Origin of the sequence: Citrobacter sp. wls706 (assembly GCF_005281305.1) — a bacterium.
Taxonomy (GTDB): Bacteria; Pseudomonadota; Gammaproteobacteria; order Enterobacterales; family Enterobacteriaceae; genus Citrobacter; species Citrobacter werkmanii.
In genome coordinates this window covers 315,250-328,656 of record NZ_SZXG01000037.1, presented here as the reverse complement: position 1 = coordinate 328,656, position 13,407 = coordinate 315,250, and the positions used below count along the sequence as shown (strand labels likewise).

At 54.0% G+C, this 13,407-nt stretch carries 12 protein-coding genes and 1 other annotated feature; of the genes, 3 read left to right on the top strand and 9 right to left on the bottom strand.

What is annotated here, in order from left to right; genetic code table 11:
- Window positions 1–875, top strand: an 875-nt coding sequence (aes, locus tag FDW92_RS18155) for an acetyl esterase (RefSeq protein WP_249357198.1), incomplete at its 5' end; no start/stop codon positions are given.
- Here aes and hemH read toward each other — a convergent pair.
- The 8 genes from hemH to FDW92_RS18110 all read right to left on the bottom strand — a co-directional run bounded on the left by hemH (window position 872) and on the right by FDW92_RS18110 (window position 9,119).
- On the bottom strand, window positions 872–1,834 hold the full coding sequence (hemH, locus tag FDW92_RS18150) for a ferrochelatase (RefSeq protein ID WP_042310037.1): 963 nt from the start codon (window positions 1,832–1,834) through the stop codon (window positions 872–874). The genes aes and hemH overlap by 4 nt on opposite strands.
- A gap of 181 nt (window positions 1,835–2,015) precedes the next feature.
- Complete coding sequence (adk, locus tag FDW92_RS18140; protein ID WP_003021773.1) at window positions 2,016–2,660, bottom strand: adenylate kinase; 645 nt, start codon at window positions 2,658–2,660, stop codon at window positions 2,016–2,018.
- A gap of 232 nt (window positions 2,661–2,892) precedes the next feature.
- Window positions 2,893–4,767 carry a molecular chaperone HtpG gene (htpG, locus tag FDW92_RS18135; protein WP_042310038.1) on the bottom strand — a complete coding sequence of 625 codons (1,875 nt, stop codon included), beginning with the start codon at window positions 4,765–4,767 and terminating at the stop codon, window positions 2,893–2,895.
- A 110-nt stretch (window positions 4,768–4,877) separates the two neighbouring features.
- Window positions 4,878–5,483 carry a recombination mediator RecR gene (recR, locus tag FDW92_RS18130; RefSeq protein WP_003021767.1) on the bottom strand — a complete coding sequence of 202 codons (606 nt, stop codon included), beginning with the start codon at window positions 5,481–5,483 and terminating at the stop codon, window positions 4,878–4,880.
- On the bottom strand, window positions 5,483–5,812 hold the full coding sequence (locus tag FDW92_RS18125) for a YbaB/EbfC family nucleoid-associated protein (protein WP_003021764.1): 330 nt from the start codon (window positions 5,810–5,812) through the stop codon (window positions 5,483–5,485). Before FDW92_RS18125 ends, recR begins: the two co-directional genes overlap by 1 nt.
- Before the next feature lie 57 nt (window positions 5,813–5,869).
- Window positions 5,870–7,795, bottom strand: a complete 1,926-nt coding sequence (gene dnaX / locus FDW92_RS18120; RefSeq protein ID WP_042310043.1) for a DNA polymerase III subunit gamma/tau — start codon at window positions 7,793–7,795, stop codon at window positions 5,870–5,872.
- Window positions 6,473–6,537, bottom strand: a sequence feature (DnaX frameshifting element). (Overlaps the previous gene by 65 nt.)
- 117 nt (window positions 7,796–7,912) lie before the next feature.
- Window positions 7,913–8,464, bottom strand: a complete 552-nt coding sequence (apt, locus tag FDW92_RS18115) for an adenine phosphoribosyltransferase (protein WP_006685676.1) — start codon at window positions 8,462–8,464, stop codon at window positions 7,913–7,915.
- Between the two features lie 277 nt (window positions 8,465–8,741).
- Window positions 8,742–9,119, bottom strand: coding sequence for a DUF454 family protein (locus tag FDW92_RS18110; protein ID WP_042310044.1), 378 nt, complete (start codon window positions 9,117–9,119; stop codon window positions 8,742–8,744).
- Window positions 9,120–9,188: 69 nt separating this feature from the next.
- On the opposite strand from FDW92_RS18110, the gene priC reads away from it, so the two are divergent.
- Both priC and rsmS read left to right on the top strand, forming a co-directional pair.
- The gene (gene priC / locus FDW92_RS18105; protein ID WP_042310045.1) at window positions 9,189–9,716 is read left to right on the top strand and encodes a primosomal replication protein N''; all 528 of its coding nucleotides are present in this window, start codon (window positions 9,189–9,191) and stop codon (window positions 9,714–9,716) included.
- Between the two features lie 14 nt (window positions 9,717–9,730).
- The gene (gene rsmS, locus FDW92_RS18100; RefSeq protein WP_064507026.1) at window positions 9,731–9,892 is read left to right on the top strand and encodes a pleiotropic regulatory protein RsmS; all 162 of its coding nucleotides are present in this window, start codon (window positions 9,731–9,733) and stop codon (window positions 9,890–9,892) included.
- Window positions 9,893–9,967: 75 nt separating this feature from the next.
- Here rsmS and mscK read toward each other — a convergent pair whose 3' ends face one another.
- Window positions 9,968–13,333 carry a mechanosensitive channel MscK gene (mscK, locus tag FDW92_RS18095; RefSeq protein WP_042310047.1) on the bottom strand — a complete coding sequence of 1,122 codons (3,366 nt, stop codon included), beginning with the start codon at window positions 13,331–13,333 and terminating at the stop codon, window positions 9,968–9,970.
- Window positions 13,334–13,407: the final 74 nt, after the last annotated feature.

Sequence of the window (13,407 nt, the reverse complement as noted above, 5' to 3'; positions counted from 1 at the left end):
CGCCCTGGCCCGCCGCCGATGACATCGTGGCCCAACGCCAACACTATATCCACGAACGACAATTGTGGAATGCCGATGCCCCGCAGATGAACACCCGGGAATGCGTCATTTCTACCGCGCGCGGCCCCGTTGCCACGCGAATTTATTCTCCGCAACCCCATAGCCGGGCCACGATGTATTATCTGCACGGCGGCGGTTTCATTCTTGGTAATCTGGATACTCACGATCGCATTATGCGCTTACTGGCGCTTTACACGCAGTGCACGGTAATTGGCATCGACTATTCGCTCTCGCCGGAGGCTCGTTTCCCGCAAGCCATCGAGGAGATTGTCGCCGTCTGTCAGTATTATCACCAGCACGCGGGCGACTATTCTCTGAATGTGGATCATATTGGTTTTGCCGGTGATTCCGCTGGCGCGATGCTGGCGCTTGCCAGCGCGTTGTGGCTGCGGGACAAACAGATTGCCTGCGGCAAAGTCGCAGGCGTACTGCTGTGGTATGGACTTTACGGCCTGCAGGATTCGCCCAGCCGACGGCTGATGGGCGGAGCATGGGATGGTTTATCGCGGGAGGATCTGCAGATGTACGAAAACGCGTACCTGCGTAGCGCCGACGATCGCGAGTCGCCGTATTATTGCTTATTCAATAACGACCTGACGCGCGACGTGCCGCCATGTTTTATCGCCGGCGCGGAGTTCGATCCGTTGATTGACGACAGCCGCTTATTATTTCAGACGTTACAGACGCATCAGCAGCCCTGCCAGTACAAAATGTACCCCGGCACGCTGCACGCCTTCCTGCACTACTCGCGGATGATGAAAACCGCCGACGATGCGTTGCGGGAGGGCGCGCGTTACTTCAAAGCACAACTTTAACGATAGGCAGCGGTCAGTTTGACCATCATTTCAATATGTTCCGGTGCGGCATTCAGCGCCGGAATATACTCATATTGCTGGCCGCCAGCCTCGAGGAAAATCTCCCGGTTTTGCACCGCGATCTCTTCCAGCGTTTCAAGGCAATCTGCCGCAAAGCCCGGACACATAACCTGGATATGTCGGGTCCCTTTCTCCGCCAGCATTTTTAACGTTTCGTCGGTATACGGCGTCAGCCACGGTTCGCGACCAAAACGCGACTGGAAGGTCATCATCACTTTTTCCGGCGGCAGGCCAAGCGCAGAGACCAGCTCACGTGTCGTATCGCGACAGCGCTGAGGGTAGTCATCGCCTTCGTCGGCGTAACGTTGTGGAATCCCATGGTAGGAGAGCAGCAGTAAATCGGGTTCGCCGTGTTTGGCGAAGGAGTCACGGGCACTTTTTGCCAGCGCGTCAATATAGGCACTGTCATCGGCGTAATCACGAATAAAAGAGACGCCGGGAATACTGCGTTTACGCGCCAGGATGCGCGCGAGCTCATCCCACACCGCCGCCACCGTCGAACAGGAATATTGCGGGTACAGCGGTAACACGACAATGTGTTCAACGCCACTTGCCAACAGTTCGTCGACTGCGCACTCAAGCGAAGGCGAACCATAGCTCATGCCCAACGCAACAGGCGTATTGGGCAGGCGTTGTGCCAGCGCCTGCTGTTGTGCCTTGCTGTAGACCATCAGCGGCGAACCGTCTTCCATCCAGATTGACTGGTACAGCTTTGCCACGCGTGGCGCACGCAGCGGCAGGATCACCCCACGCAGCAACGGCCACCACAGCAGGCGGGAAGTATCGACTACACGTTGATCGCTTAAAAACTGGCGCAGGTAGCGTTTAACAGCTTCAGGAGTGGGGGCATCGGGGGTGCCGAGGTTTGCCAGCAGGATACCGGTTTTCGTCTGACGCATTACCGCCTCTTATCGATTCAAATTGTTGATAATTGTAGCGGAAAAGTGATGAAGAAGAACTAATTGCTGCGAGAGGTAAGACATGAATTTGCCTGATGGCGCTGCGCTTATCTGGCCTACAAAAAAATCATAGGCCGGATAAGGTGTTTACACCGCCATCCGGCATTGACTGCGCTAAAACTTAACCGAGGATTTTTTCCAGCGCTGCGCGCACGTCAGCCACGGCCTGAGTGCCATCAACTTTCGCGTATTTGGTGTTACCCGCCTGCGCTTCTTTAGAGTAGTAGCCGATCAGCGGCGCGGTCATCTGATGGTATTCCACCAGGCGCTTACGCACCGTCTCTTCCTGATCGTCTTTACGGGTAGTCAGTTCTTCGCCAGTCACGTCGTCTTTACCTTCAACCTTAGGCGGGTTGAATTTGATGTGGTAAACGCGGCCAGAAGCAGCGTGTACGCGACGGCCCACGATACGGTCAACGATCAGCTCGTCAGGTACGTCAAACTCCAGAACGTAGTCCACGTTGATACCTGCTTCTTTCATGGCGTCAGCCTGCGGAATAGTACGCGGGAAGCCATCCAGCAGGAAACCATTACGGCAGTCTTCCTGAGCAATACGCTCTTTTACCAGCGCGATCACCAGCTCATCAGTCACCAGCTTACCGGCGTCCATGATGTCTTTCGCTTGTTTGCCCAGCTCGGAGCCAGATTTCACGGCGGCACGCAGCATATCACCGGTGGAGATTTGCGGAATACCATACTTCTCCATGATGAACTGAGCCTGAGTTCCTTTACCCGCGCCCGGAGCGCCAAGCAGAATGATACGCATTACGAAAATCCCCTTAAAGGTTGTCGATATTTTTTAAAAAGCGCTAAACGATACCACCATCACGCAATTGGCTCAAGGAAGACGCCCGACGCTGAAACGGTTAATGGAGGGAAAATTGAAAATAAGGAGTGAAATTGCCGGATGGCGGTGTAAACACCTCATCCGGCCTACAATATCTTTTTAATCGTAGGCCGGATAAGCGTTAGCGCCATCCGGCATTAGATGATGACGATCAGGACACCAGCAGCTGGTTCATACGACGGATGAACTGGTTAGGATCTTCCAGCGTGCCGCGTTCGGCGAAGAGAGCCTGATCCAGCAGCAGTTCAACCCACTCTTTAAACTGCGTTTCGTCCTGGGTATCCGCCGTGCGTTTTACCAGCACGTGGTCCGGGTTGAGTTCAAAGATATATTTCACGTCCGGTACGGTCTGACCTGCAGCAGCGAACAGCTTCGCCATCTGGGTGCTCATTTCGTCCGCATCGGTGGTGACGATGGCCGGCGTGTCAGTCAGACGGTGGGTCAGACGCACTTCTTTGACGCGATCGCCCAGCAAGGTTTTCACGCGTTCAACGAACGGCGTCAGCGCTTTTTCCGCTTCTTTCGCGCTCTCGTCCACTTCATCCGCCAGTTTATCGATGGACTCGTCGGCTTTCGCAACGGACTGGAACGGCTTGCCGTCGAACTCGGTCAGGTAGTTCATCATCCACTCATCGATGCGGTCAGAAAGCAGCAGGACTTCAATGCCTTTCTTACGCAGCAGTTCCAGGTGCGGGCTGCTCTTCGCCGCCGCATAGCTGTCGGCAGTGATGTAGTAGATCTTCTCCTGCCCTTCTTTCATGCGGGAGATATAGTCTTCCAGCGACACGGTCTGTGCGGAGGAGTCTGTGTGCGTAGACGCGAAGCGCATCAGCTTAGCGATAGTTTCCTGATTGGCGTGGTCTTCCGCCGGACCTTCTTTCAGCACCAGGCCGAACTGTTTCCAGAAGGTCTGGTATTTTTCGGCGTCATCTTTCGCCAGTTTTTCCAGCATCTGCAACACGCGTTTGGTCAGCGCGCTGCGCAGGTTACGGGTGACGGTGCTGTCCTGCAGGATCTCGCGGGAAACGTTCAGCGGCAGATCGTTGGAATCTATCAGGCCGCGCACAAAGCGCAGATAGTTCGGCATAAACTGCTCGGCGTCGTCCATGATGAACACACGCTGAACGTACAGTTTCAGACCATGCTTGTGATCGCGGTTCCACATATCCCACGGCGCCTGCGACGGAATGTACAACAGGCTGGTGTATTCCTGCTTACCTTCCACACGGTTGTGGCTCCAGGTCAGCGGGTCAGTGAAGTCGTGGGCAATATGCTTGTAGAATTCGTTGTACTCGTCGTCTTTGATTTCCGACTTGTTACGGGTCCACAGCGCCTGCGCCTTGTTGATCTTTTCCCAGGAAACCACGGTCTCACCGTCTTTCTCTTCGGATTTTTCGATCTCGACCGGCAGCGCTATATGGTCGGAATATTTGCTGATGATGGAACGTACGCGCCAGTCATCAAGGAACTCGTCTTCGCCTTCGCGCAGATGCAAAGTGATTTCGGTGCCGCGATCGTCTTTGGTGATGTCGGCAACGGTGTATTCACCTTCGCCCGCAGATTCCCAGAACACGCCGTTCTCAGGCTTGTCGCCCGCAGCGCGGGTACGTACGGTCACTTTATCAGCCACGATAAACGCCGAGTAGAAGCCAACTCCGAACTGACCGATCAACTGACTGTCTTTCGCCTGATCGGAGCCCATGGATTCGAGGAAAGATTTGGTACCGGATTTCGCAATGGTCCCCAGATGATCGATGACGTCATCGCGGTTCATCCCCACGCCGTTATCAGCAATGGTCAACGTACGCTTATCTTTATCGAAGGAAACACGCACGCGCAGTTCACCGTCACCCTCGTACAGATCCGGGTTAGACAGTGCACGGAAACGCAGCTTGTCTGCTGCATCTGAGGCGTTAGAGATAAGCTCACGCAGGAAGATTTCTTTATTGGAATACAGAGAATGGATCATCAGGTGCAGAAGCTGTTTTACTTCTGACTGAAAACCACGAGTTTCTTGTCCTTTCATGTAGATCTACCTCAACAATGCCATTTTCAATGGTAAAAACACGTTGAGGGTGAAATGGGGACAAGCGGGAAAGATTTCAAGCGGAAGCCGCCGTCGCGGCCTCCGTTTGTTCAGAATTTAATCTTGTGACGCCCAGCCAGAGAGTGCGACAGCGTGGTGCCGTCGACCATTTCCAGCTCGCCGCCGACCGGTACGCCATGGGCGATACGGCTGGCTTCAACGCCATACTGCATGCAAAGCTCAGCAATATAGTTGGCAGTCGCCTCTCCTTCGACCGTGGGATTGGTCGCGAGGATCAGTTCGTTGATTTGCTCAGACGCCAGTCGCTGTTCAAGGCGATCCAGCCCGATATCATCAGGGCCAATACCGTCCAGCGGCGACAGGTGCCCCATCAGCACGAAGTAACGTCCAGAAAATTGGCCGGTTTGCTCAATGGCATAGATGTCCGCCGGACTCTCCACCACGCAAATCTGACCATTTTCCTGACGACGCGGGTTCGAACAGATGTTACAGACGTCCTGCTCTGTGAAGGTGCGGCAATCGGCACAGTGGCCGATTTCCGACATCGCCTTCGTTAACGCCTGCGCCAGACGCATCCCGCCGCTGCGATCGCGCTGAAGTAGCGTGAACGCCATGCGCTGCGCAGACTTCGGGCCAACGCCCGGCAGACAGCGCAGTGCTTCCATAAGCTGAGTTAACAGCGGGCTGGTTTGCATCAGAACGGCATCTTAAAGCCAGGCGGCAGCTGCATTCCGGAAGAAACAGAAGCCATCTTCTCTTTCTGCGTCTCTTCAATGCGACGCGCCGCGTCGTTGAATGCCGCAGCAACCAGGTCTTCCAGCATCTCTTTGTCGTCTTCCAGCAGGCTTGGATCGATCTCCACGCGACGGCAGTTGTGCGCGCCGTTGATAGTCACTTTTACCAGACCCGCACCAGATTCGCCGGTCACTTCCAGCTTGGCGACTTCTTCCTGCATCTGCTGCATTTTTTCCTGCATCTGCTGGGCCTGTTTCATCAGGTTACCCAGACCGCCTTTACCAAACATAGGCTTCTCTCTCAATCACGTTAAGGGATGACGACCGTCCAACCATCAGGCTGACGATCAAATGGGGCGAATACTCTCTTCGTCCAGGTCTGCATCGAAAAAACGACGCAACGTCTGAATGTTATTATCCGCAATAATCGACTCACGCGCCTGCGCGAGTTTCTCTTCATAAATGGCCTGACGCCACTCCAGCGGCGTGCGCACCGCTGGATTATCATCTTCAACGATGGTCAATTCAACCGTTGACCCCGTTAAGGTACTCAATGCTTCGGCCAGTTTTTGCTGCGCGCCGCTGGAATTAAGGTGCCGTTGTGTGGAACGCAGGTGCAGGCAAACCACGTTGCCATTCTCTTCTTTCCAGGCATTAAGCGCCACCTGCTCCACCAGTTTAGGCAGCGAAAGCTGGCTCACCTGAGCAGCCCAGGGATCGCGCTCAATGGCTTCTGCCGCCAGTTTTGCCGCCAGTTCCGGCGTTTTTTCATGCTCAAGAGCTTTTTTCAGTGCTTTCGGCGTGGCAACGACTTCTTTGACTTCGGCTACGGGATTGGTCGTTTTCCAGCGATACGCTTCCTTCTTCGCTGGCGCTTTTTCCAGCGCAGAAACGGCCGGACGCGCCTGAACACGTTCCGACACCGAAGCCAGTCTTTCCAGCGCAGCATTATTCACCGGCCGCGCGCGGGAAGCGGCTGCCGGTTCACTCTTTTTTGGTTTGGTTGCTCCCTGAGCGCGTTGCAGTTGGCTGCGCGCCGCCAGCACCTGGCTGGTGGCATCGGAGAGCGGCACATTCTGTTGCTGTTGCGCTGGCGCAGGCTGCTGCACCTGCGTCGGGGTCATCACCGCAGTGGGCGCGACGGGGGCAAACGACTGGCGTGGGACTTCAGGCTCCGGCAGCGGCATGCGCGGATGAAAAGCCAGCGCACGCAGTAGCGTCATTTCGACACCCATTCGTCTGTCTGGTGCATACGGCAGTTCTTTGCGCCCAATTAATAGGGTTTGATAGTAAAGCTGTATATCGGTTGGCGGGACGATTCGCGCCAGTTCGCGCATACGCTGTTCAATGGCGGCCATATCGCTGCCGAGAGCAGCGGGCGAAAGTTGTACCATAGCAATGCGATGCAGCAAAGCCGACATCTCAACCAGCAGCGCTTCCCATTCAATACCCCGTGCGGCGGCATCGTTCACCAACGTCATAACGCGTTCGCCGTCAGCCGCGACAACCGCTTCAACCAGCGAGAGTGCCTGGTTATCGTCCAATGTGCCGAGCATGGTGCTGACCGCGTCGGTCGACACCAGACCATCGCCGCTGGCAATCGCCTGATCGGTCAGACTCAGCGCATCGCGCAGGCTGCCGTCCGCGGCGCGGGCCAGCAGTTGCAACGCGCGTGGCTCATGGGCGATATGCTCTTCTTTGAGGATATGCTCAAGCTGATGGCGAATTTGTTCAACATCCAACGCTTTAAGATGGAATTGCAGACAGCGCGACAGGATAGTCACCGGCAGCTTCTGCGGATCGGTGGTCGCCAGCAGGAATTTAACGTGCGCAGGCGGCTCTTCGAGTGTTTTCAGTAAGGCGTTAAAGCTGTGGCGCGACAGCATGTGCACTTCGTCGATCAAATAGACCTTGAAGCGACCGCGTGCGGGCGCGTACTGAACGTTATCCAGCAGATCGCGAGTGTCTTCGACTTTGGTGCGTGAGGCGGCATCGATTTCAATCAGATCGACAAAACGCCCCTGCTCGATTTCACGGCAGTTATCGCACACGCCGCACGGCGTGGCGGTGATGCCGGTTTCACAGTTTAGTCCCTTCGCCAGCAAACGGGCGATAGAGGTTTTCCCGACGCCACGGGTGCCGGAAAACAGATAAGCATGATGAATACGCCCTAACGACAAGCCGTTCGCCAGTGCCGTCAGCACATGTTCCTGGCCGACGACGTCAGCAAAGGTTTGGGGGCGCCATTTTCGGGCTAAGACCTGATAACTCATTGGCAGGCTCTGAAAGGCTGGAGGGTGGATTCACAGGAGGATAATGCTAACACAACCTCGCAGCGACGGCGAGGTTGTGTGTCTCGGTATTACTTCAGCCGAGATGAGATAGCCGACTTAGTGTCCCGGGAACGGAACCAGGCTATAACAGGTCAGCCCCTGTTTTTCCAGGCGCTGTTCGCCGCCCAGGTCAAACAGGTTAATGATAAAAGCAGCATCGGTCACTTCGCCACCCAGACGGCGGATCAGTTTCACGGTGGCTTCAATCGTGCCGCCGGTTGCCAGCAGGTCGTCCACAACCAGTACCTTATCGCCCGGTTTGATGGCATCAACGTGGATTTCCAGCTGATCGGTGCCGTATTCCAGCTCATAGCTCTCGGCGATCACTTCACGCGGAAGCTTGCGGGGTTTACGTACCGGAACAAAGCCGACGCCCAGACCCAATGCTACCGGCGCGCCAAACAGAAAGCCACGCGCTTCGGTGCCAACCACTTTAGTGATACCCGCATTTTTGTAGCGTTCAACCAGCAATTCAATGCTGAGGGCGTAGGCTTTCGGGTCTTCCAGTAAGCTGGTGACATCGCGAAAAAGAATGCCCGGTTTCGGGTAGTCGTGGATGCTTTTGATGCTATTTTTGAGAAACTCAAGCTGCTGTGCAGTCGCGGTCATAAGTTTGTGCCTGATTAATTCGGTATTACTTCACGGCGCACTATACACTTCATCCTTCAAGCTACCTCTTTGTTGGCTGCCTTCATTCATCCCAGTCACTTACTGATGTAAGCTCCGGGGATTCATTCAGTTGCCGCCTCGACGTACCTTGAATGATTTTGTGTCTATATTAAGGGCCAGGGTTACATTTGCTTAACCTTTGACCACCTGCGCCTGTGCTCGAAAACGGTCGAATTTACTGGCTGTGAGAGACAATTGCAACAGCGATTATTGCGCTTTACTGCTTTTGTTGTTTTTCATCAATCACCGGGATCCGCCACATAAAAATCAGTAAACAGGCGAGAATAACCAGCAGCAGGCCGCGTACCCACATCATATTGACCAGCCACAGTGAAATACCAAACGTCACCAGGATCAACAAAATAGCGCGCGGCTTTGCTCCCGGCGGCATCGCACGGTGTTTTTGCCAATGGCGCAGATACCCGCCGAACCACGAACGATACAACAGCCAGTCGTGAAAACGCGGCGATGAGCGGGCAAAACACCAGGCAGCCAGCAGGATAAACGGCGTCGTGGGCAATAGCGGCAATACAACGCCCAACGTTCCTAATACTACCGCTAGCCAGCCAATGATGATTAGAATAATGCGTTGCATAATATGAGTACTTAACACAGAGAATCGCTACTTTAGCATAACAGTTCTCATTTTCATCGGAGTGTTGTCGTGAAAACCGTCATGCTGCTACAGACGCTCGAAAACCAGCTTAACCGCCTGCGACAGCGTTGTGCCCCGTTGGCGCATCATACAACGCTTAGCGCCCGCTTTGACAGGCATCTGTTTCACACTCGCAGTACGTTACTGCAGGCTTGTCTGGATGAAGCAGAAGAAAATCTTAAGGCCCTACGCCGCGCGGTTGATCAGCAACAACTACCACAAATTAGCTGGCTTGCGGAACATCTTGCCTCACAGTTAGAGGCGATTTCACGCGAAACCACCAGCTGGTCGCTCAGAGAGTGGGACTGCGCCTCTCCCGGTCTGGCGCGTTGGCAGCGCAAGCGGGTTCAACACCAGGAGTTTGAACGCCGGCTGGTTGAAATGACGCGTGAACGCAAAGAGCGCCTGGCTCAGGCTACTGGCTTTGAAGAACAGCAAAAACTGCATCGTGAAGTAGAAGCATTCGAAGCGCGACTCGCGCGCTGTCGTCATGCACTGGCAAGAATAGAAAATGTGCTGGCGCGTTTAACCCGTTAATACCCGGAGAATTTATGTCATTAGAGAACGCCCCGGACGAGGTCAAACTGGCCGTCGACCTGATTGTTTTACTTGAGGAAAATCAGGTTGCGCCTGAGACCGTGCTGAAGGCGCTAGAGATTATTAAACGGGATTACGAAAGGAAGCAGCTCTCTTCTTCTAAAAAAGCGCTATAGCTGAAATGCCTGATGGCGTTGCACTTATCAGGCCTACGAATGAATCAAAGCTCGCAGGCCTGATGATTTTTTCTATTAACCTACCGAAGGCGTCGGATCGTCACCCTTGATGATGTCACGCTTAACCTCGGTCACAGTGTCCCCTTTCGCATTATGCAGGTGCACTTCGAGCTGGTTAAAGGCGATATCAATGTCATTTTCACGGCACAAACGATCGACCGCACGGTTAAGTTCGTCAACCGTATGGCTACGATCGCGCAGTTCACGCACGTATAAACGCAGCTCATGATCCAACGTGCTGGCACCAAAGGCGGTAAAGAACACCGCTGGCTCCGGATCGTGCATCACTTTCGGATGTTCCATCGCCGCCTGCAGCAGCACTTTCTTCACTTTCTCCAGATCCGAACCGTAGGCCACACCAATGCGGATCACCAGACGCGTAGTGGTATCGGAAAGCGACCAGTTGATCAAACGCTCCGTCACAAAGGCTTTGTTCGGGATGATCACCTCTTTGCGATCAAAGTCGGTAATGGTGGTGGCACGGATACGGATCTTGCTGACCGTTCCCGAGAATGTTCCGATGGTCACGGTATCGCCGATACGTACCGGGCGCTCAAACAGAATAATCAGACCGGAAACAAAGTTACCGAAAATCTCCTGCAAACCAAAACCAAGACCAACCGACAAAGCTGCGGCCAGCCACTGTAGTTTATCCCACGAGACGCCGAGCGAACCGAAGACCGTCATCGCACCGATAGCGATGATCGCATAGTTAAGAATGGTGGTAATCGCATACGACGCCCCCTGGCGCATTTTCAGTCGCGAGAGTACCAGCACTTCCAACAGGCCGGGTAAGTTGCGGATCAGCGCCCATGCGACCATTGACGCAATAATCGCAAACAGCAGACTGCCCATGGTGACGCTTTTCACCACTGCGGCCCCCGCTTCTGTAGCGTTATAATGCCAGAGCGTAATGCTGTCGAGGTAACTGAACACGGTGATCAAATCGGACCAAATTGCCCAGAACAGAACACCAAACAAGGCAACCATCACCAGCATGGTGATACGCAAGGTTTGCTGGTTAACCTGCTCCAGCGCAATGGTCGGCTCTTCTTGCGGTTCTGCGCCTTCAGCCCCTTCTTTCACCAGGTTCTGACGACGCGCTAACGCACGACGCCAGGCGATGCGCCGCGCCGCTACGCTCAACCCGCGAAGTACCGTCTGATACAACAAGTTCCAGACAATAACCAGATAAACCGTTTCAATCCAGCGCCCCGACAAGCGCAGCGTGGTATAGAAATACCCTGTCGCCGTCAGCACCATCAATGCGATAGGGATAATAGACAGCACGGTAATGGTGACCAGACGCAGACCATGCGACTCTTTGTCACGCCAGCTTTCACGGCACATTGGCCATACCAGGAAGGCGATCAGCAACAGATTGAGGAAAATGACGGACTGACCAAGCACATCATCCATCAAATTGAGCGGTGACAGTTCAGCAACAACCGACCAGAAGTTAAGCGGTAACAACGCCAGGCTAATACGCACAATCTGGCGACGCCAGTGGCTGGTTTGCTTTGCAGGCATGCCAAAATGGCGTATCGCCACGCCATCTTTTTCCAGCACCTTCCAGCACAGACCAAACACCAGCCAGAAGACGGTCATCTTTTTACTGAACGCCCACAGCAGGTCGCTGATATTCAGCTGCATGGTAAGCAGAATCAGACCCACGGCGAGGATAATCAGACAGGCCGGCAGCGCTCTGATGAGATCGATCAGTATTGCTTTTGGCGTATTGAGCTGACTGTCATTACGCAGGTTGCCTACCGCAGCGGCTAATTTCGCCTGATATTCTTTCAGCCATTTCAAACGCCAGCGGATTAACCCGGCGATGAGCAGCAGCGGCAACCCTGCGAGGAATGCAATAAATACCGCTGGCCAGGCTTTTTCCCAGTTCACGGTGATTTTCATCGATTTAAACTGGTCTTTCAGCGTTTGCGGGAAGGCTTTGATCCAGTCCCAGTCCATTGGGCGGTTACTGTTAACCCAAAAAATTTGCTGGGTGAGGATCCCTTTCAGGTTTTTTGACACGCTCATCAACTGCTGCTGGTTGATTTGCAGGTTAATCGCCATCATCAACTGGTTACCCAGTTGCTTATTCAGTTGATCCAATAGCTCCCGGCGCATATCCACGACCTGCAGCAGGGCATCATGAACTTCACCGTTGACTTCGCTGCTGTGCCCTTCTTCCAGTTTGGCGACAAACGCATCATTCTGGAACAGGGCGTCACGTTGCTGATTGACCTCGAACTGCTCCAGACGCAAATCGGCGATCCGGTTGGTCATATCGGCAAGCTCATCTGCCGACGGCAGCGTTTGTTGCTGCTGGTACAGAATACGTGACAGCAGCAGACTGCCTTTCAGGACAGCGATCTGCTCTTTAATATTGCGTTCGGATTGCAGCGCGCGATCGAGCCAGTTTTTGACCTTAATGTTTTGCTGCATCAGGTTATTGCCGTTTTCGGTCGCGGCGATTAGACGCTGGCTAAGCTGATGGTTGACGTCCAGTTCCTGCTTCACTAACGGATTAGACTGAATACGCTCAGCTTCGTCAGGCGATACCGCTTCCTGCGCCGTCTTTTCGGTTAACGTCAGTCGTTTGCTGTTTACCGCTTCTTGCAGGAGCTGGAGCTGGTGTTCAAGACGATTGCTGTTTGCCGTCACGTAATCGCGTTGTTTTTGCAAGGTGTCCTGCAAAATCGTATTACCTTCAAGGCTTTTACGTTGTTGGTCGATCTGCGCGTTCAGGAGCGCCTGCTGTGCCTGCAGCAGGACCTGCTGGCTGGGGCGCAACGCCGCCTCACCCACGTTATTACCATCAAGCCGATTGCGGATTTGCTGCATTTGCTGCGACGCGGTGTACATCGCATTTTGCACGCGCTCTGGCTGAGTCTGCAGTGATACCAGTTGGCTGTTATAAGCGGCCAAATCGTTTTGCGCGCTTTGCAGGTCATCCAATACCTGCGCCACGCGCGACTCCAGCTGGCGTAAGGAGAGCGTACTCAGCGTTTTTCGCGTTTCATCGTCATTATCAACATCGCTGAGCGAATTTAACGCATCCATTGCCTGACGCATTTTTTCCGGCGCCTCGGCAACTTTCTGCCGAAGCTGTACGGTCTCATCTTTCACGCGATCGATTTTATCCAGCGTGGCGATGGTATCGGTCAGATCCTGCTGAACCAGCTTATCCTGCGCGGAGAGATCTTTTTGTTTATTCAGCGCGTCCAGCTGGCTCTGAATATCCGCTTTCGTCGGCAGATCCCCACTCTGTTGCGCCCGTGCAAATGCTGACGACTGGCAAGAAAGCAATAGAATGAAGAAAAGAAAGGTAATAGCAATAAGATGCTGTGAACGTTTATAGAGCTGCAACATAGTCATGAGAATGAACGTTTCTGAACCGGAAAAGTGACCGGAAATAGTCAAGCGGCAAGAATATCACGGCTGTGAGCGGC

Coding starts and splice junctions, on each gene's coding strand:
- dnaX (WP_042310043.1), bottom strand. CDS start 7,795: ATGAGTTATCAGGTCTTAGCCCGAAAATGGCGCCCCCAAACCTTTGCT.
- rsmS (WP_064507026.1), top strand. CDS start 9,731: ATGTCATTAGAGAACGCCCCGGACGAGGTCAAACTGGCCGTCGACCTG.
- recR (WP_003021767.1), bottom strand. CDS start 5,483: ATGCAAACCAGCCCGCTGTTAACTCAGCTTATGGAAGCACTGCGCTGT.
- hemH (WP_042310037.1), bottom strand. CDS start 1,834: ATGCGTCAGACGAAAACCGGTATCCTGCTGGCAAACCTCGGCACCCCC.
- FDW92_RS18125 (WP_003021764.1), bottom strand. CDS start 5,812: ATGTTTGGTAAAGGCGGTCTGGGTAACCTGATGAAACAGGCCCAGCAG.
- apt (WP_006685676.1), bottom strand. CDS start 8,464: ATGACCGCGACTGCACAGCAGCTTGAGTTTCTCAAAAATAGCATCAAA.
- htpG (WP_042310038.1), bottom strand. CDS start 4,767: ATGAAAGGACAAGAAACTCGTGGTTTTCAGTCAGAAGTAAAACAGCTT.
- mscK (WP_042310047.1), bottom strand. CDS start 13,333: ATGACTATGTTGCAGCTCTATAAACGTTCACAGCATCTTATTGCTATT.
- FDW92_RS18110 (WP_042310044.1), bottom strand. CDS start 9,119: ATGCAACGCATTATTCTAATCATCATTGGCTGGCTAGCGGTAGTATTA.
- adk (WP_003021773.1), bottom strand. CDS start 2,660: ATGCGTATCATTCTGCTTGGCGCTCCGGGCGCGGGTAAAGGAACTCAG.